Annotated in this window: 13 protein-coding genes; 7 read left to right on the top strand and 6 right to left on the bottom strand. The window is 67.1% G+C overall.

The features are described 5' to 3' along the window. Positions 1–33 precede the first annotated feature (33 nt). On the top strand, positions 34–1,398 hold the full coding sequence (locus tag DB708_RS12135) for a 3-oxoacyl-ACP reductase (protein ID WP_108922146.1): 1,365 nt from the start codon (positions 34–36) through the stop codon (positions 1,396–1,398). 16 nt (positions 1,399–1,414) lie between these two features. Continuing rightward, entirely contained in the window at positions 1,415–2,260 is an 846-nt protein-coding gene (locus tag DB708_RS12130) for a MaoC/PaaZ C-terminal domain-containing protein (protein ID WP_108922145.1), read from the top strand. An 8-nt stretch (positions 2,261–2,268) separates the two neighbouring features. On the opposite strand, the gene DB708_RS12125 is transcribed toward DB708_RS12130, so the two are convergent. The 3 genes from DB708_RS12125 to DB708_RS12115 are packed head-to-tail and all read right to left on the bottom strand — an operon-like array spanning position 2,269 to position 5,408. Then, entirely contained in the window at positions 2,269–3,528 is a 1,260-nt protein-coding gene (locus tag DB708_RS12125; RefSeq protein WP_108922144.1) for a chloride channel protein, read from the bottom strand. A gap of 44 nt (positions 3,529–3,572) precedes the next feature. Next, positions 3,573–4,202, bottom strand: a complete 630-nt coding sequence (locus DB708_RS12120; protein ID WP_108922143.1) for a TetR/AcrR family transcriptional regulator — start codon at positions 4,200–4,202, stop codon at positions 3,573–3,575. A gap of 51 nt (positions 4,203–4,253) precedes the next feature. After that, positions 4,254–5,408 carry a glycoside hydrolase family 3 N-terminal domain-containing protein gene (locus DB708_RS12115; RefSeq protein ID WP_108922142.1) on the bottom strand — a complete coding sequence of 385 codons (1,155 nt, stop codon included), beginning with the start codon at positions 5,406–5,408 and terminating at the stop codon, positions 4,254–4,256. Positions 5,409–5,565: 157 nt separating this feature from the next. On the opposite strand from DB708_RS12115, the gene DB708_RS12110 reads away from it, so the two are divergent. From DB708_RS12110 to DB708_RS12090, 5 genes are all read left to right on the top strand, one after another. After that, complete coding sequence (locus DB708_RS12110) at positions 5,566–5,826, top strand: DUF2613 family protein (RefSeq protein WP_108922141.1); 261 nt, start codon at positions 5,566–5,568, stop codon at positions 5,824–5,826. A gap of 94 nt (positions 5,827–5,920) precedes the next feature. Next, positions 5,921–6,127 (top strand): DUF2613 family protein, encoded by a 207-nt coding sequence (locus DB708_RS12105; RefSeq protein WP_108922140.1) that lies wholly within the window; start codon positions 5,921–5,923, stop codon positions 6,125–6,127. Positions 6,128–6,215: 88 nt separating this feature from the next. Then, positions 6,216–6,389, top strand: a complete 174-nt coding sequence (locus DB708_RS12100; protein WP_007769006.1) for a DUF2613 domain-containing protein — start codon at positions 6,216–6,218, stop codon at positions 6,387–6,389. A 79-nt stretch (positions 6,390–6,468) separates the two neighbouring features. Further along, entirely contained in the window at positions 6,469–10,677 is a 4,209-nt protein-coding gene (locus DB708_RS12095; RefSeq protein WP_108922139.1) for an alpha-(1->3)-arabinofuranosyltransferase, read from the top strand. A gap of 85 nt (positions 10,678–10,762) precedes the next feature. Next, positions 10,763–12,187: a lipase maturation factor family protein gene (locus DB708_RS12090; protein ID WP_108922285.1), complete on the top strand. Its 1,425-nt coding sequence runs from the start codon at positions 10,763–10,765 to the stop codon at positions 12,185–12,187. Here the strand turns inward: DB708_RS12090 and DB708_RS12085 are convergent. The 3 genes from DB708_RS12085 to DB708_RS12075 all read right to left on the bottom strand — a co-directional run bounded on the left by DB708_RS12085 (position 12,180) and on the right by DB708_RS12075 (position 17,210). Beyond that, on the bottom strand, positions 12,180–12,656 hold the full coding sequence (locus DB708_RS12085) for a PaaI family thioesterase (RefSeq protein WP_108922138.1): 477 nt from the start codon (positions 12,654–12,656) through the stop codon (positions 12,180–12,182). The two genes, DB708_RS12090 and DB708_RS12085, sit on opposite strands and share 8 nt — an antisense overlap. Further along, positions 12,653–13,870 (bottom strand): cytochrome P450, encoded by a 1,218-nt coding sequence (locus DB708_RS12080; RefSeq protein WP_165839809.1) that lies wholly within the window; start codon positions 13,868–13,870, stop codon positions 12,653–12,655. The genes DB708_RS12085 and DB708_RS12080 overlap by 4 nt, the downstream gene beginning before the upstream one ends. A gap of 85 nt (positions 13,871–13,955) precedes the next feature. Continuing rightward, positions 13,956–17,210: a helix-turn-helix transcriptional regulator gene (locus DB708_RS12075; RefSeq protein WP_201263499.1), complete on the bottom strand. Its 3,255-nt coding sequence runs from the start codon at positions 17,208–17,210 to the stop codon at positions 13,956–13,958. Positions 17,211–17,264 lie beyond the last annotated feature (54 nt).

The following is a 17,264-nucleotide window of genomic DNA, read 5'->3' as shown; positions in this document are numbered from 1 at the left end:
TTGTACGGCACTCAAGAAACGGAAGGCAGCTCAGTGGCTCCCAATCGTTCGTCCGATCTGTTCTCGCAGGTTGTCAATTCCGGCCCCGGATCCTTTGTGGCCAGGCAACTTGGTGTTCCGCAACCCGAGAACCTGCGCCGCTACTCCGCCGGTGCCGCGCCGCTGTCCGGCTCCCTGCTGATCGGCGGCGAAGGCCGGATCGTCGAGCCGCTGCGGGCGGCGCTGGACAGCGACTACGACCTGGTCGGCAACAACCTGGGTGGTCGTTGGGCCGACCGATTCGGCGGTCTGGTGTTCGATGCCACCGGCATCACCGCGCCCGCGGGACTGAAGGCACTGCATGACTTCTTCACGCCGCTGCTGCGCAACCTGGGCCACTGCGCGCGCGTTGTGGTGGTCGGCACCACACCCGACGCCGCCGCCAGCAGCGACGAGCGGATCGCACAGCGCGCGCTGGAAGGCTTCACCCGGTCGCTGGGCAAGGAGCTGCGCAACGGCACGACCGCGTCGCTGGTCTACCTGTCGCCGGACGCCAAACCGGCCGCGACGGGCCTGGAATCGACTCTGCGATTTATCCTTTCGGCCAAATCGGCGTACGTCGACGGCCAGGTCTTCTACCTCGGCGCCGACGACGCCACCCCACCGGCGGACTGGGACCGGCCGCTGGATGACAAGGTCGCCATCGTGACCGGCGCCGCCCGCGGCATCGGCGCGACGATCGCCGAAGTGTTCGCCCGTGACGGCGCCCGCGTCGTCGCGATCGACATGGAGTCGGCCGCCGAGACGCTGGCCGAGACCGCCAGCCGGGTGGGAGGTACTGCACTGTGGCTCGACGTGACCGCCGAGGATGCTGTCGCCTTGATCACCGAGCACCTGCGCGAACACTACGCCGGGCACGCCGACGTCCTGGTCAACAACGCCGGTATCACGCGTGACAAGCTGCTGGCCAACATGGACGATGCCCGCTGGGATGCCGTACTGGCTGTCAATCTTCTTGCCCCGCAACGACTTACCGAGGGACTGATCGCAAACGGCAGCATCGGCCAAGGCGGCCGCGTGATCGGCTTGTCCTCGATGGCCGGCATCGCGGGCAATCGCGGGCAGACGAACTACGCCACCACGAAGGCGGGGATGATCGGCCTCACCCAGGCGCTGGCCCCCGAGCTACACGAGAAGGGCATCACGATCAACGCCGTGGCACCGGGATTCATCGAAACCCAGATGACGGCGGCGATTCCGCTGGCCACTCGCGAGGTGGGCCGCCGGATGAATTCGCTGTTGCAGGGCGGGCAGCCGGTCGATGTCGCCGAAGCTATCGCCTACTTCGCCAGCCCAGCGTCAAATGCGGTGACCGGCAACGTTATTCGCGTCTGCGGCCAGGCGATGCTGGGCGCCTAGGTCCAAGGAGAGCGCGATGAATCAACCAAGCGGCCTGCGGAACATGCTGCGAGCGGCGGCCGGGGCGCTGCCCCTGGTGTCCCGAACCGACCAGCTGCCCAGCCGCACGGTGACCGTCGAGGAACTGCCGATCGGCCAGACGAACGTGGCGGAGTACGCCGCGATCACCGGTCTGCGCTACGGCAACAACGTGCCGATCACCTACCCGTTCGCCCTGACTTTTCCGGCGCTGATGTCGTTGGTGACGGGGTTTGACTTCCCTTTCGCCGCAATGGGTTCGGTGCATACCGAGAACCGCATTACGCAGTACCGCCCGATCGCGGTCACCGACACCGTCGGGGTGCAGGTGCATGCCGAAAATCTCCGTGAGCACCGCAAGGGTCTGCTGGTCGATCTGGTGACCGACGTCAGCGTCGGCACCGAGACCGCGTGGCACCAAGTGACGACCTTCCTGCATCAGCAGCGCACCAGCTTATCCGACGAACCCAAACCGCCACCGCAAAAGCAGCCCAAGCTCCCGCCGCCCAGCACGGTGTTGCGCGTGACGCCCGCCCAGATCCGACGCTACGCCGTCGTCGGCGGCGACCACAACCCAATCCACACCAACCCGATCGCCGCCAAGCTGTTCGGGTTCCCGACCGTCATCGCGCACGGAATGTTCAGCGCCGCAGCGGTATTGGCTAATATCGAAGCCCGCCTTCCCGACCAGGTGCGGTACTCGGTGCGGTTCGGTAAACCGGTGATCCTGCCCGCGACCACCGGCCTGTATATCGACGAAAACGACCGGGGCAGCTGGGATCTTTCGTTACGCAATATCGCCAAGGGCTATCCGCATCTGACCGGCAGCGTCCGCCCGCTATAGCTGCCGGCTCAGCCGGCCCGTTCGTCGTGCCTCTGTGCCCGAATGCTCAGCAGCCTTTTCAGTCCGTGGGCACCGGTCGCGGTCAGCAGAAAAACTCCGAACAGCCACAGCGGCGGGCGGGCGAGTTCCCAGACGAAGATCGCGGCCCAGATCGGCGACCCCTGGGTGACCGCGAGCACCCCGGCGGCACCGGTCAGCGAGACAGTCGGCACGTGCAGGTGTATCCCGGCAATCCAATTGATAGTCAGCACCAGCAGCGCGCCCGCCGCCGCACCGGTGGCCAGCGACGGTGTGAGCATCCCGCCGGCACCGCCGGCGCGCAGGAACAACGCGGTCAGCAGCGGCTTCAACAACAGGATCGCGGCCGCCGCCGACAACGTCAGCCCGCTGGCCAAGCTGACGGTCAGGACGCTGCGACCGTTGCCGGGTAGCTCGGGCCACCAATGCGAGCAGATCCCCATCACCAACCCGGCGCCGGCGAGCGCCGGGATCAGCACCCAGCTCCGGATCTGGCGCGCGGGACGTGCCGCCGCCATCAACCGGTTGAACGCCAGGCCCACCGCGAGCGCAACCGGGGCCATCAGCAGCCCGTGCGCGGTGAGCAGATACGTGGACTCCCCGATCGGCCAATCCAGGTTGGGCTGATCGCGCGTGATGGCCGAACCGATCGCGACGGCCAGGCTAGAGGTGAGAAACGCCGCGCCCAGCGCCCTCGGATGCCAGGTGTTGAGCATGATCCGCACGGAGAACAACGCGCCGGCCAACGGCACGGCGTACACCGCGCCCAACCCGGCCCCGGCCGCGCAGGCCAGCAGGATCTCGCGGTCGCGACTCGACAGCCGTTTGAGCCATCCGGTCGCCAAATCGCCGAGCGCAGCGGCGAATTGGCGTGGGGCGCCCTCCCTGCCAAGCGATGCCCCCGAGCCAACCAGCAACACCTGCAGCATGGCGTCGATGCTCCAGGACAGCCGCGGTATCGGCTCATGGCGGGCGATGGTGCCGGCCAGCGGTGGCACCTCGGCCCGGCGCCGCAGGATCCACCAGCCCAGCGCGGCCAGTGCGGCGCCGACCATTGGCCCCAGCACCCGGCGCACCGGGCTGCTGCCGGTGACCCCGGCCAGCAGCGTGCCGAAACTGTAGTTGTACGTCAGATGCTGTACGAAGCGCAGCACGAAGGTGGTCGACAGCCCGGCGATGCCGGCCAGCAGTCCCACAATGATGACCGCACAGAAGAACTCGAAATTGCGGCCCGAGGTCCAAGCACGCACGCGGGGCACTGCACGAATCTAGCCCGCACCCGAGGCTGGGGCGCCTAGGACGCGGGCCGCTGGGCGGGGCCGGCGTCTTGTTCCACGGGCACGCCGCGCAGACCGTGCCAGAACAGATCGATCATCAGCTCGGCCGCCTCGTCGACGTCGATGTCTCCGGTGGACAGCTGATTGGCCATCGCCTCACCGGCACCCACCAACGCCACCGCCATCATCTGGTGCTCGGCGTCGGTGCGCGGTCTGCGACTGTTCTCCCGCACCAGGCCGGCAACCAGCTCGATGATCTGTTCACGTCCTTCCCGCACGGTGTGGGCGAAGGCCTGCGAGCTGATCGCCTGGGCGTACATCACGATCCAGGACGCCCGGTTGGCGTCGATGTAGCGCAAGAATGCCCCGATGGTGTTCTGCAGCAGGTCCCGGGGGCTCTGGGTGAAGTCGATGTCGGCGCGCACCGCGTCGATGAACCTGCTCAGCTCACGGTTCAGGCAGGCGCCGAACAAGTCCTCTTTGGAGCCGTAGTACAGGTACAGCATCGGCTTGGAGATCTCCGCCGCGGCGGCGATGGTGTCCATCGAGGTCTCGTGGTAGCCGTTGACCGAGAACATCTGCACCGCGGCGTCGAGCATCTGCTGTTCGCGGACAGCGCGCGGTAGCCGCTTGGTACCACCTGCCATCGCTGCGCCCTTTCAAGCCATCTGACTCCAGGGTAACGATCGACGGGCCGATTAGTGTCCGCAAGCCCTGCTGGGGCCCTTCATCGTCGCCACCCGCACCAACGATTGATCCACCGCCGATAGCGCCAATTCACCTGCGGCTAGGGCCTTTTCGAGCCGATCCAGCACCGCGGGAACCTCGTCGGTGGTGACCCACAGCGCGACGTCGCTACCCGCCCGCAAGGCCCGCAGCGCCGCTTCGGCCACGCCGAACCGATCGGAGATCGCCGCCATGCTGGACAGGTCGTCGCTGAACACCGGGCCGTTGAACGGCGGGGCCCCGTAGCCGATGCCGTCGCGCAGCAACTGCACCGCCGGGCGGCTCAAGCTGGCCGGGTCGTCACCGGTCAGCCCGGGGACCTGCAGGTGACCCACCATGACGGCGACCGGGGTCGCGGTGACCAGCGTCCGGTACGGCACCAGGTCGACGTTCTGCAGCTCGCTCAAGGGCGGCGTGACGACCCCGCCCTTGTGCGAATCACCGGACCCGTGCCCGTGGCCCGGGAAATGCTTGAGCACCGGCAACACCCCGGCGTCCCGCAAACCCTGCGCATAGGCCCCGGCGTACGCGGTCACCGTGGCAGGGTCGTTGCCGAACGAACGGTCGCCGATCACGCTGTCGTCGGGCTCGTCGGAAACGTCAACCACCGGCGCGAAGTCGACGGTGATGCCCAGATCGCGCATCTTCTTGCCGCGCTGCGCCGCGAGGTCGTGCACCTGCTCGACGGTCTGACTCTTGGCCAGTTCCCGGGGCGAGGGTGAGGTGCCGATCAGCGACTTCAACCGGGAAACCCGGCCACCCTCCTCGTCGACGCTGACCGCGAGCGGCAATGGCCCAGCCTTGCCCGCGATGTCGGCCAGCGGGCCCTTGAAGATCTCCAGGTCCGTCCAGCTGCCGATAAAGATGCCACCGACGTGGAAGCCGTTGACCGCGGCGCGGGCATCGTCGGCGTTTTTCACACCCACCATCAGCAGCTGGGCCAGCTTGTCGCGGGTCGACAACTTGGCCGGCAGGGTTGTCGGGTCGGCGCAAACCGGCGGCGCCGCAGGTGCGGCAACCGCCTTGCTGGTCGAGGTCGACGCGGGGGGCCGGGCGGCGTCGTGGCCACACGCCACGACGAGCGCCGTGGCGGCGGCCAGCACGGCCAGGGTGCGCGGAAAAGGCATCGGGACATGGTGTCACGAGGGCGGTCACCTCGGCGCGGCCGCACCGGGCGATCCGCCCAGCAAATTGGAGGCGAACGACGATTAATCACGCACAGCCATCGCGCGGGCGGTTAACTTATCGGTACGCCCAGTACCTCGGGCAAGGGAGGAGCCAGCGATGACTGCCTTCACTCTGGCCGCCGCGGCGGGGATCGCGGCGGGTCTGGCCATCGGTGCGGTCGCGACCGTCGGCCTCACGCTCGCCGCCGAAGACCACACCGTGGTCCCGGCCCGGGCCCCGTCCAGCCCGTCCTCGCCCTACCTGGTGCAGTACGGCGACCGGTGCATCGGCGGCTATTGCCTGCCGTGCGACAGTCCCGACGACTGCTTGAACCAGTTGCCGCCAGTGCCGGACCTGCCGCCGGACCTGCAGCCCTGACTCGACCCACCCACGCGCGCGCCCGGCGGCGCCGCGCCGCCGATCCGGTTAGGTTGGCCGTAGACCCAATTGACTGGCAAGGGAGGAGCCGGCGATGACGGGGTTCGCGCTGGCTGCCATCGCCGGCGTCGCGGCGGGGCTGGCGATCGGTGCCGCGGCGACCGTCGGCGTCACACTCACCGTCGAAGACCACAGCCGCGCACCGGTGCAGACCCAGCCGGCCGCGCGGAGCCTTTCCGTGCCGTACCCGGTGCAGTACGGCGACCGGTGTTGGCGCGGTCACTGCATCCCGTGGCCATGACTCACGGTCACCGGCAGGTGGGAATCGTTCTGCTAAGTTGGCCCTGGGTTGTCCTCAGTGACGACCGCGAAACCCCAAGGAGTCACCGATGAACCGGATCGTTGCGCCCGCCGCCGCGAGCGTGGTGGTTGGTTTGTTGCTGGGCGCGGCCGCGATCTTCGGAATCACCCTGATGGTGCAACAGGACACGAAGCCGCCACTTCCCGGGGGCGATCCTCAGTCGTCAGTGCTCAACCGGGTCGAATACGGCAACCGTAGCTAGCTCGGCGGCGACGACTCCGTCGGCGGCGCCTTCGGATTCGGCCTCGGGCTGCTCGGCTGATCCACTCTCGCGGCGCTGGCTGGTTGTGGTTGGCGCGATCGCCCTGGCGCTGACGTTCGCGCAATCCCCGGGGCAGGTCTCCCCCGACACCAAGCTCGACCTCACCGCCAACCCGTTGCGCTTCCTGGCCCGCGCGACCAGCCTGTGGAACAGCGAACTGCCGTTCGGCCAGACGCAGAACCAGGCCTACGGCTACCTGTTTCCGCACGGCACCTTCTTCTTGATCGGCCACCTGCTCGGCATGCCCGGCTGGGTCACGCAGCGGCTGTGGTGGGCGTTGCTGGTCACGGTCGGCTTCTGGGGATTGCTGCGGATCGCCGAGACGCTGGGGATCGGCAGCCCGTCGTCGCGGCTGCTCGCCGCGACCGCGTTCGCACTGTCACCGCGGGTGCTGACCACGCTCGGATCGATCTCGTCGGAGACCTTGCCGATCATGCTGGCGCCGTGGGTGCTGCTGCCGACGATCCTGGCTTTGCGTGGCACGACCGACAGATCGGTGCGCGCACTGGCCGGCCAGGCCGGGCTGGCGGTCGCGCTGATGGGCGCGGTCAACGCCATTGCCACGCTGGCGGGTTGCCTGCCGGCGGTGATCTGGTGGGCATGTCATCGGCCGAATCGGTTGTGGCGGCGCTACACCGCGTGGTGGCTGCTCAGCCTCGTGCTGGCGATGCTGTGGTGGGTCGTGGCGCTGGTGCTGCTGCGCAACGTCAGTCCGCCATTCCTGGACTTCATCGAATCCTCGGGTGTGACAACACAGTGGGCATCGCTGGTCGAGATGCTGCGCGGCACCGACAGCTGGACTCCGTTCGTGGCTCCGACCGCGACCGCGGGGGCGCCGCTGGTGACCGGATCGGCGGCCATCCTGGCGACCTGTCTGGTCGCCGCGGCCGGGCTGGCCGGGCTGGCCAGCCGCGGGATGCCGGCCCGCGGACGGCTGGTGACGATGCTGCTGGTCGGCGTGGTGTTGATGGCGGCCGGCTACAGCGGCGGGCTGGGCTCGCCGCTGGCGCATCAGGTGCAGCTGTTCATGGACGCCGCGGGCGCACCGCTGCGCAACGTGCACAAGCTGGAGTCGGTCATCCGGATTCCGATCGTGCTGGGGATCGCGCAGCTGCTGGGCCGGGTCCCGCTACCGGGCAGCGCGCCCAGGGCGCAGTGGCTGCACGCATTCGCCCACCCCGAACGCGACAAGCGGGTCGCCGCGACGGTGGTGCTACTGACCGCGCTGACCGTCAGCACCTCGCTGGCGTGGAGCGCCCGACTCACCCCGCCGGGCACGTTCAGCGCGATCCCCCGATACTGGCACGACGCCGCCGACTGGCTGAGCGCGCACAACACCGGGACGCCCACCCCGGGACGAGTGCTGGTGGCTCCCGGAGCTCCGTTCGCGACGCAGACGTGGGGGACCACCCACGACGAGCCGCTCCAAGTGCTCGGCAGCAGCCCGTGGGGCGTGCGCGACTCCATCCCGTTGACCCCACCTCAGACCATCCGGGCGCTGGATTCCGTGCAGCGCCTGTTCGCCGCCGGCATTCCTTCGACCGGTCTTGCTGATACCCTTGCCCGCCAAGGCATTTCGTATGTGGTGGTGCGCAACGACCTGGATCCCGAGTCGTCACGCTCGGCGCGCCCGATCCTGGTACACCGCGCGATCGAAGGGTCACCGCGACTAGAGAAGGCGGCGCAGTTCGGCGAGCCGGCGGGGCCCGGCGCGTTGCCGGGGTTCGTCGCCGACAGCGGGCTGCGCCCGCGCTATCCGGCCGTCGAAATCTACCGGGTGGGCTCCCCCGGTGGTGGCAATCCCGGCGCGCCCTACTTCGCCGACGTCGAGCCGTTGGCACGCGTCGACGGCGGGCCCGAAGTGCTGCTGCGTCTCGACGAGCGGCGCCGGCTACTGGGCCAGCCGCCACTGGGCCCGGTGCTGATGACCGCCGACGCCCGAGCTGCCGGCCTGCCGGCACCCGTCGTGACCGTGACCGACACCCCGGTAGCCCGGGAGACCGACTACGGCCGGGTTGACGAGCATTCGTCGGCGATCCGGGCCGACGGCGACACCAGGCACACGTTCAACCGGGTGCCCGACTACCCGGTGCCCGGTGCCGACCCGGTGTACGGCGCCTGGAACGGCGGGCGGATCACCGTGTCGAGTTCGTCGTCGGATTCCACCGCCATGCCCGACGTCGCTCCAGCGACCTCGCCCGCCGCCGCTATCGACGGCGACCCGGCAACGGCGTGGGTGACCAACGCCCTGCAGGCCGCCGTCGGGCAATGGCTGCAGGTCAATTTCGATCACCCGGTGACCAACGCGACGATCACCCTGACACCCAGCGCGACCGCCGTCGGTTCCCAGGTCCGCCGCATCGCCATCGATACCGCCGCCGGCAGCACCACGCTGCGGTTCGATCAGCCCGGTAAGCCGTTGACCGCGGCACTGCCCTACGGCGAAACGCCGTGGGTGCGCATCACCGCCGCCGGCACCGACGACGGATCCAGCGGGGTGCAGTTCGACATGACCGACCTGTCGATCACCCAGTACGACGCCTCCGGCTTCGCGCACCCGGTCGACCTGCGCCACACCGTGCGAGTGCCCGGGCCGCCGCCGGGCTCGGCGATCGCGGGCTGGGACCTGGGCTCGGAATTGCTGGGCCGGCCCGGGTGCGCCACGGCGACCGACGGCATGCACTGCGCGCCGGCGATGGCGTTGGCTCCCGAGGAACCGGTGAATTTCAGCCGCACCCTGACCGTTGCGGCGCCGGTGTTGGTGACCCCGCGGGTGTGGGTGCGGCCACGGCAGGGACCCCAGCTGGCCGATCTGGTCGCTGAGCCGAATACCACTCGGGCCCAAGGTGATTCCGACACGGTTGACATCCTTGGCTCGGCCTACGCCGCCACCGACGGCGACCCGGCGACCGCCTGGACGGCGCCGCAGCGGGTGGTGCAACACAAGACCGCGCCAACGCTGACGCTGGTGCTGCCGCGGCCCACCGAGGTCGCCGGCCTGCGCCTGATGCCGAGCCGCTCGGTGTTGCCCGCCCAGCCGACGATGGTGGCCGTCAACCTCGGCGACGGACCGCAGGTACGAAAGGTCCAGCCAAGCGACGCGGGAGCCGCACAGCCACAAATTCTGTCGCTGCGGCCCCGAGTGACCGACACGGTCACCATCAGCTTGCTGGACTGGCAAGACATCATCGACCGCAACGCGTTGGGCTTCGACCAGCTCAAGGCGCCGGGGCTGGCCGAAGTCGCGGCACTGGGCACCGACGGCAACCCGATCGCCCCCGCCGACGCCGCCCGCAACCGCGGGCGCGAGATCGTCGTGGATTGCGACCACGGACCAGTCATCGCGGTCGCGGGACGGTTCGTGCACACCTCAATCCGGACCACGGCGGGCGCGCTGCTGGCCGGCGAGCCCGTTCCCGTCAGCGCATGCGATCGCACGCCGGTCGCGCTGCCGACGGGGCAACAGGAACTGTTGATCAGCCCCGGCACCCAGTTCGTCGTGGACGGAGCACAGTTGTCGACCGCGAACTCCCCCGAGTTACCCAGTGCCACAGGCATTTCTCCGGTTCCCGCCGCGACCGGCGCATGGGGTCCCGACCGTCGCGAGGTGCGGGCCCCGGCCTCGGCCGCCCCCCGGGTACTCGTCATCCCCGAAAGCATCAACCCGGGCTGGGTGGCGCGCACCAGCACCGGGGCCCGGCTGACACCGGTGGCCGTCAACGGGTGGCAGCAGGGCTGGCTGGTGCCTGCGGGAGATCCGGGCACGATCACGCTGCGGTTCGCGTCCAATTCGCTGTACCGGGTTGGCCTGGTGGTGGGCTTGGCCCTGCTACCGCTGTTGGCGATGCTCGCGTTATGGCGTCGGCGCGGGCGTTGCGACGACGCTGCCGCGCCGCCGTGGACGCCCGGGCCCTGGGCGGCCGTCCCGGTGCTGACCGCCGGGGCGGTGATCGCCGGGGTGGCCGGTGTCGTGCTGATCGGCGGCGCCCTCGGCATGCGATACGCACTGCGTCATCGCGAGCAGTTGTGCGACCGCGCCACCATCGCAACCAGCGCAGGCGGACTGATCCTGGCCGGAGCGGCGCTATCGCGGCATCCCTGGCGGTCCGTCGACGGTTACGCCGGGCATTCCGCGAATGTGCAACTGCTGGCACTGATTTCGCTTGCCGCGGTGGCCGCATCGGTGGTCGTGATGCCCGATCGCGGGCCCGCGGCGCACGACGAATAGCTATTCGGCGTTGGCTAGCCGTTAATCGGCTGGTTGACTGGATACGCGCAATGGTGTGACCGCCACCGTCCGAGGAGTTATGGCCATGGGATGGTTTTCTGCGCCCGACTACTGGTTGGGCAGATTCGTGCTCGAGCGCGGCGTGGCCGCCATCTACCTGATCGCGTTCGTGGCCGCTGCTCTGCAGTTCCGCGCACTCATCGGTGAGCACGGAATCCTGCCGGTGCCAAGATTTTTGGCGCGGCAGACAGTGTGGCGGGCGCCGAGCATTTTTCACCTGCGCTACTCCGATCGGCTGTTCGCGGTTGTGGCCTGGTTCGGCGCGGCGCTGTCGGCGGCGGTCGTCGTCGGCGCAGCCGATCTGGTACCACTATGGGCCGCAATGCCGATGTGGCTGGCGATCTGGGTGCTATACCTTTCGATCGTCAATGTTGGGCAGGCGTGGTATTCGTTCGGCTGGGAATCCTTGCTGCTGGAAACTGGATTCCTGATGATCTTCCTCGGCAACGATCGGGCGGCGCCCCCGGTGCTGACATTGTGGATGACGCGCCTGCTGCTGTTCCGGGTCGAGTTCGGCGCCGGCCTTATCAAGATGCGTGGCGACCCGTGCTGGCGCGACCTGACCTGCCTGTACTACCACCATGAGACCCAGCCGATGCCGGGGCCGCTGAGCTGGTTCTTCCATCACCTGCCCAAACCACTGCATCGAATTGAGGTGGCAGGCAACCATTTCGCGCAACTTGTCGTGCCATTCGGGTTGTTCGCACCCCAGCCGGTGGCTAGCGTGGCTGCGGCGATCATCATGGCCACCCAGCTGTGGCTGGTGCTGTCCGGAAACTTCGCCTGGCTCAATTGGCTGACGATCGTTCTGGCGTTCAGCGCTATCGACGACGACGCCGCGGGGCTGCTGCTACCGATACCCGGACATCCAGCCCTGTCGACGCCCCCGCTGTGGTTTGTCGGCCTGGTGTTCGCGGTCACCGGCGGGGTGCTATTCCTGACGTACTGGCCGGTGCGCAACATGCTGTCCTCACATCAGCGAATGAACACGTCGTTCAACTCATTTCACCTAGTCAATAGCTACGGTGCATTCGGCAGCGTCGGGCGTACCCGCCGGGAGGTGGTGATCGAGGGTACCGACGAACGCCGGATTACCGCACAGACGGTATGGAAGGAATACGAATTCAAGGGCAAACCCGGCATGCTGCGCCGGGTGCCACGCCAATGGGCCCCCTACCATCTGCGGCTGGACTGGCTGATGTGGTTCGCCGCGATCTCGCCGGGCTATGCCCAGCCATGGCTGAACTCGTTCTTGCAGCGGCTGCTGGCTAGCGACCGTGCCACGCTGCGGTTGTTGCGGCACAACCCATTCCCCGTCTCGCCGCCACACTATGTGCGTGCGCAGCTGTACGAGTACCGCTTCACCACGCCGGCGGAATTGCGACGCGACCGGGTGTGGTGGCATCGCGCGCTGGTGGGCCAGTATGTTTCGCCGATGACACTCAGGTAAGCCTGCTGACATCCGTAATCAGCTGGGACACCACCGTGACCGTAGCGATTCGGCGGCCCGTGTCATCGTCGAGGTCCGCACCCAGCACCGCGTTCGTCTTCGTCAACTTGAGAACCCACCCCGTCGCCACATAGCTTTTCGCGGTTCCGGCCCGCAGGATTGTCACCGTCATGCTCAGTGTTGGGCAGGGCCAACCCGTCACCAACGATCCACAATGCGTGGCAGTCTGATCCAGCATCTCGGCCATGGATCCACCACTGAGCTGCGCGAAATTGAAAGCGCCGGAGCCAGGTTCATAGGACATGCGTAGCCACCGCTCCTGGCGGTTCCCCTCGAGATACTTCGCATTCAGTGTCGCGAGGTTCGGTGTCAGGTGCTTGTTCGCGTGCGCGACCCACTGCGCGTCGGTGAGCGCCGCGCCGGGTTCGCCGAACAGGCCGAGATAGCCGCTGATATCCACGGTGCTCACTCCTTCCCGTTGGGCTGCCGGCCGGAACTCACCACCAGTCGCGCCGGCCTGCGGCCGAGAACCTGCAGCCACGGTATATCAGCCGGATCCTCGGTCAGATCCAGTGGTGGAACTTCGGCCAGTACCGCGCCTATGCACTCTTCCACGGCCAGCTTGGCCAGCGCGGTCCCCACGCAATAGTGGTTTCCCGCACCGAAATTCAGCAGTCTCGGCGAGTCTTCGCGGATGAACCGATCGGGATCAAACCGATCGGGATCCTGCCACACCAACCCGTCACGGCAAGCCGCGGCGATACAGGGAAACACCATTGAGCCGGCGGGAATCGTCGTGTCATACAGCTCGATCGGTGCGATGGCGGTTCGAGGGATCAGTGGGACGCTGGGTTCCAGCCGCATCGTCTCGGCGGCGACTCGAGAAAGGTAGGCCCTATCCTGTCGACTTCCGTCCAGGTGGTCGCGGTGCCGCAGGACAGTGAGAATACTGCAGGGAATTTGACTTCCGGTCGTATCGTGGCCTGCGACAAGGAGGTTGGAGATCATAGTGACGGTCTCGTCGTGGGTTAGGCGGTCTTCGCCGGCCTCGACGGCGAGCAGGCTGGTGATCAGGTCCGATCCGGGGTCGGCACTGCGTCGCCGGGTGAGGTCGTCAACGTAGCTCTGCAATTCCGTGACGGCGCGCGTTGCATTGTCGATTTGATCCGGGGTCATTACGTAGAAGACGGGGCTCAAGGCATCAGCCCATTTCGCGAACACCGCAACATCGCTATCCGGAACTCCGAGAAGACGGCAAGTCAACCGCGCGGCCACTGTCGCGCCGGCGGGAGCCAGATCCCCGCGCTGCCCGGCCGACGTGATCGCAGCAACCGCCATCCCGGTGGCGGATTTCTGCAGCGCGGCAACAGCACGCGGCGTGAAGGCACGCGAGACAAGCGCTCGCATTCGCCGGTGATAATCGCCCTCGGTTGTGAACATCAACCGGCCGTACCAATCACGCAATGGGCCGATGGTAATACCCATCATGTCGAACAGTGTCAATCCGATCCCGTTCAGCCGCTGATCGTGCACCAGCCGTTCGACGTCGCGCTGTCGCAGCGCGACGTAAGCCCCCGTCATCTCGTCTCTGGCCAGCGGGCCGCGGCGCGCGGCCTCTCGCAGCACACCATGCAAGTCGCCGGCCAGACTTCCGGTCAGATCTACGGTTGGCAGCATGTCCATGGCCTCAATTTCCATTCTTTATCGATGCGGATACACCGAACACACAGGCCAAAGCGATGGCCGGGCCTGCGCTGGCTTTGCGTGATTAGAGTTGTCGTGCGGCGTCTTTGGCGAGTTGCACACGCGAAGACAGCCCCAGCTTCCGGTACACATGGTTGAGGTGGACTTGTACGGTGCGGGGCGAGATGAACAGCTTCTTCGCGATGTCCTTATTGGCTAGTCCGTCGCTGACAAGTTTCACAACTTCGCGCTCCGTGGGCGTCACGGCGGCCCAGCCGCTGGACGGACGCTTTCGTCCGCCACGACCTCGTTGTGCATACGCGATCGCTTCCTCGGTGGTCAGCGCCGCACCTTCGGCCCAAGCGTCGGTAAAATCGTTGTCTCCCAACATGTCACGTAGCACCGCTACCGATGCTTGATAGGAGGACTCGTAGACCGCGAAGCGCACTTCGCCGGTCCGGTCTCTTAGCGCGTCAGCCGAGCCCAGCAGTCGGGTAGCTTCCCGACCGCTGCCGTTTTCACACAGCACGGCGCCAAGGCACTCCAAGGTGCCTGCGACACCCAACTCCGCGTCGGACCGGGACACGCAGGCCAGTGCATCGTGGGCGTCATGCTCGGCCCGGACAAAGTCGCCTTGGGCGGCCGCGATGCGGGCCCGGACGGTCAGCGCCATGGCGGCATTCCAACCGCTGGTCGCGCGAACAGCTTCGTCGGCGTGGCGGCGGGCCGCCGCCAAATCACCATGAGCAAGCGCCACCTCCGCGCTGGGGTTGGCGTATAGCGACAGAAATTCCTGTCGTTGGCTGAGCTGCTGTCGCGCAATATCATTGGCTTCGATCGCCACTGCGAGATCGCCGGCGGCGAGGGTGGCCACCGCCAGCGCGGCATTGCTGAAGCCTTCCATAAAGCCACCGAGTTCGGTTGCTAGCTCGACGACGGCTGCGGCGGTATCACGGGCCGCGGCACTTTCGCCTCGAAATGCCAACGCCATACTGCGGCCATATCGCCCGGCGAAGCTGAAAACCGGATCCTGGCACTCGTCGGCGCCGGCGATCACTTCACCGAATTGCCAAGCGGCACCGTCAAGATCACCGGCATGCAGCAGTGCCATTCCGAGGTTCCAGCGACAGTGACGCGCAAGGAACTCGTCACCGATCGCCTCGGCGATCTCGAGGCCCTCCTGCGCGGCCGCCCGCTCTGCACCAGCGTCACCCGCGAAGAGGGCCGCAAAAGCACGGAATAGCAAGATCTGACTCAAGGACGGCAGGTCTCCCAGCGACCGGGCAAGGTCGACAGCCTCGGTGAAGGACTCCGTGGCAGCCTGCCCGCTGTAGGCCGAGACACAGCACCATGCGGTCAGTGCCTTCAGTAATAAGGCCGGCTCACCCATCTCACGGGCGAGCGCGAGCGCCTCCGCGGGCACATCTTTGCTCCCGGGATCCACCACCGACACGGTGAGCATGATCCGGTCGGTGAGCGCGCGGATCCGGGTGGCGGGGGCGATATCGATGCCTTGCGATTCGGCACCGGCCAGCGCGACATCGATCCAGGTGAGCCCTTCCTTAATCCGGCCTCGCCGACGCCAGAGCGGCTGCAAAAACGACGCAAGGGCCAGCGCCGCCTCCGGGTCGTGGTGATCGAGGGCCCAGCCGAAAGCTGCTCGCATATTGTCGATTTCGAGCTCGGCTTGGTCGGCGTTCCTCTCAAGTTCAGTGGGCGCTGCGATATTGAACTCGGCCGCAAGCGAGCTATAGTAATCGCGGTGACGCGAGCCAATGGCATCGGCTTCGCCCGAGTCGGCTAGCCTTTCCTGGGCGTACTGCCGCACCGTCTCCAGCAGTCGGTATCGGGTACGGCGCCGATGATCCTCGGCGACTACCAGCGACTTGTCCACCAACAGGCTCAGCTGATCCAGAACCTGATGACGCTCGAGTTCGCCGGCGCCCGCGACCAGTTGGGCGGCATCGAGATTGAATCCGCCCAGGAACACTGCCAGCCGCCGAAACAGCACTTGCTCCGGCTGGGTCAGCAGTGCGTGCGACCAATCCACAGAGGCGCGCAAGGTCTGCTGGCGCCGCACGGCGGTGCGTGCCCCGCCAGTCAAGAGACGGAAGCGGTCATGCAGACCGTCGAGGATTTCGGCCAGCGACATCGCTCGCACCCGGGCCGCGGCCAGCTCGATCGCCAAGGCAATTCCATCGAGGCGCCGGCAGATCTCAACCACGTCCGCGACGTTGTCGTCATTGATGCGAAAGTCCGGTCTGGCCAGCGCCGCACGGTCGGCGAACAACTCTTGGGCCTCGTCAGCGATCTGCAGCGACGGCACCCGGGAGATGACCTCACCGGTGACGCCGAGGGGTTCACGACTGGTGGCAAGCAATGTCATTCTGGGACAGGCGGGCAGCAGGGCGTCGACGAGCGCCGCACACGCATCGAGCAGATGTTCACAATTGTCCAGCACGATCAACATGTGCCGACTGCCCACCAAACCAGCTAGGTGGTCAATCCCGGCGCGGCCGGGCTGGTCGGCTAGACCAAGCACCCGGACTACGGTCGCGGCGACAATGTCGGCGGCGCTGATAGGAGCGAGGTCGACATACCACACCCCGTCACAGAACTCAGCCGCCAGCTCAGCCGAAAGCTTTTGCGCCAGACGTGTTTTACCGATCCCTCCAGCTCCGGTAAGCGTGATGATCCGGCTGTTCGCCAGCAGCTGCCGGACATCGCTGAGTTCCTGGGAACGTCCCACAAAACTTGTCTGCTGCACTGGAAGACCATGGACCACATCGGCATTCGTTGTGCGCAGCGGCGGGAACTCGTTGGGCAGGTCGGGATGGCACAGTTGCACCACCCGTTCGGGCCGAGGCAGATCGCGCAAATGGTGTCTGCCGAGATCGGTCAGCCAGGCATCAGCGGGAAGATGGTCGACAACCAGGTCTGCCGTGGTGCCGGAGAGCACAGTCTGACCGCCATGCGCCAGATCACGCACGCGTGCCGCCCGGTTGATGGTGGGTCCGACGTAGTTGGCGTCACCGCGCAGTTGCGCCTCGCCGGTATGAACGCCGATGCGCAGCCGGATAGGCGCCAGTGGCGCAATCTGCAGTGTTAACGCACACGCGACAGCGTCACTGGCCCTGGCGAACGCCACCACGAAGCTGTCGCCCTCGCCCTGTTCGACCGGGCGAACACCACGATGCGCCGCAACCGCTTCGGACAGTGCTCGGTCGAGGACGCCTATCGCAGCTGCCATTTCGCCTGGGGTCAAATCCCACAGCCGGGTCGACGCCTCCACATCTGCCAGCAGCAGCGTCACTGTTCCGGTCGGGACCAACTCCCCCACCTCAAGATTGAAGCATTCTGATAGCGAGTCGCACACTCGCCCATCGGCACCTCT

Source organism: Mycobacterium montefiorense (assembly GCF_003112775.1).
Classification (GTDB): Bacteria; Actinomycetota; Actinomycetes; order Mycobacteriales; family Mycobacteriaceae; genus Mycobacterium; species Mycobacterium montefiorense.
This window is presented reverse-complemented; position numbering and strand designations above follow the sequence as displayed.

What these genes read in the sequence shown, in the direction of transcription:
- DB708_RS12130 (WP_108922145.1), top strand. Translation starts at nt 1,415, where the DNA reads ATGAATCAACCAAGCGGCCTGCGGAACATGCTGCGAGCGGCGGCCGGG.
- DB708_RS12120 (WP_108922143.1), bottom strand. Translation starts at nt 4,202, where the DNA reads ATGGCAGGTGGTACCAAGCGGCTACCGCGCGCTGTCCGCGAACAGCAG.
- DB708_RS12115 (WP_108922142.1), bottom strand. Translation starts at nt 5,408, where the DNA reads ATGCCTTTTCCGCGCACCCTGGCCGTGCTGGCCGCCGCCACGGCGCTC.
- DB708_RS12110 (WP_108922141.1), top strand. Translation starts at nt 5,566, where the DNA reads ATGACTGCCTTCACTCTGGCCGCCGCGGCGGGGATCGCGGCGGGTCTG.
- DB708_RS12105 (WP_108922140.1), top strand. Translation starts at nt 5,921, where the DNA reads ATGACGGGGTTCGCGCTGGCTGCCATCGCCGGCGTCGCGGCGGGGCTG.
- DB708_RS12100 (WP_007769006.1), top strand. Translation starts at nt 6,216, where the DNA reads ATGAACCGGATCGTTGCGCCCGCCGCCGCGAGCGTGGTGGTTGGTTTG.
- DB708_RS12090 (WP_108922285.1), top strand. Translation starts at nt 10,763, where the DNA reads ATGGGATGGTTTTCTGCGCCCGACTACTGGTTGGGCAGATTCGTGCTC.
- DB708_RS12080 (WP_165839809.1), bottom strand. Translation starts at nt 13,870, where the DNA reads ATGGACATGCTGCCAACCGTAGATCTGACCGGAAGTCTGGCCGGCGAC.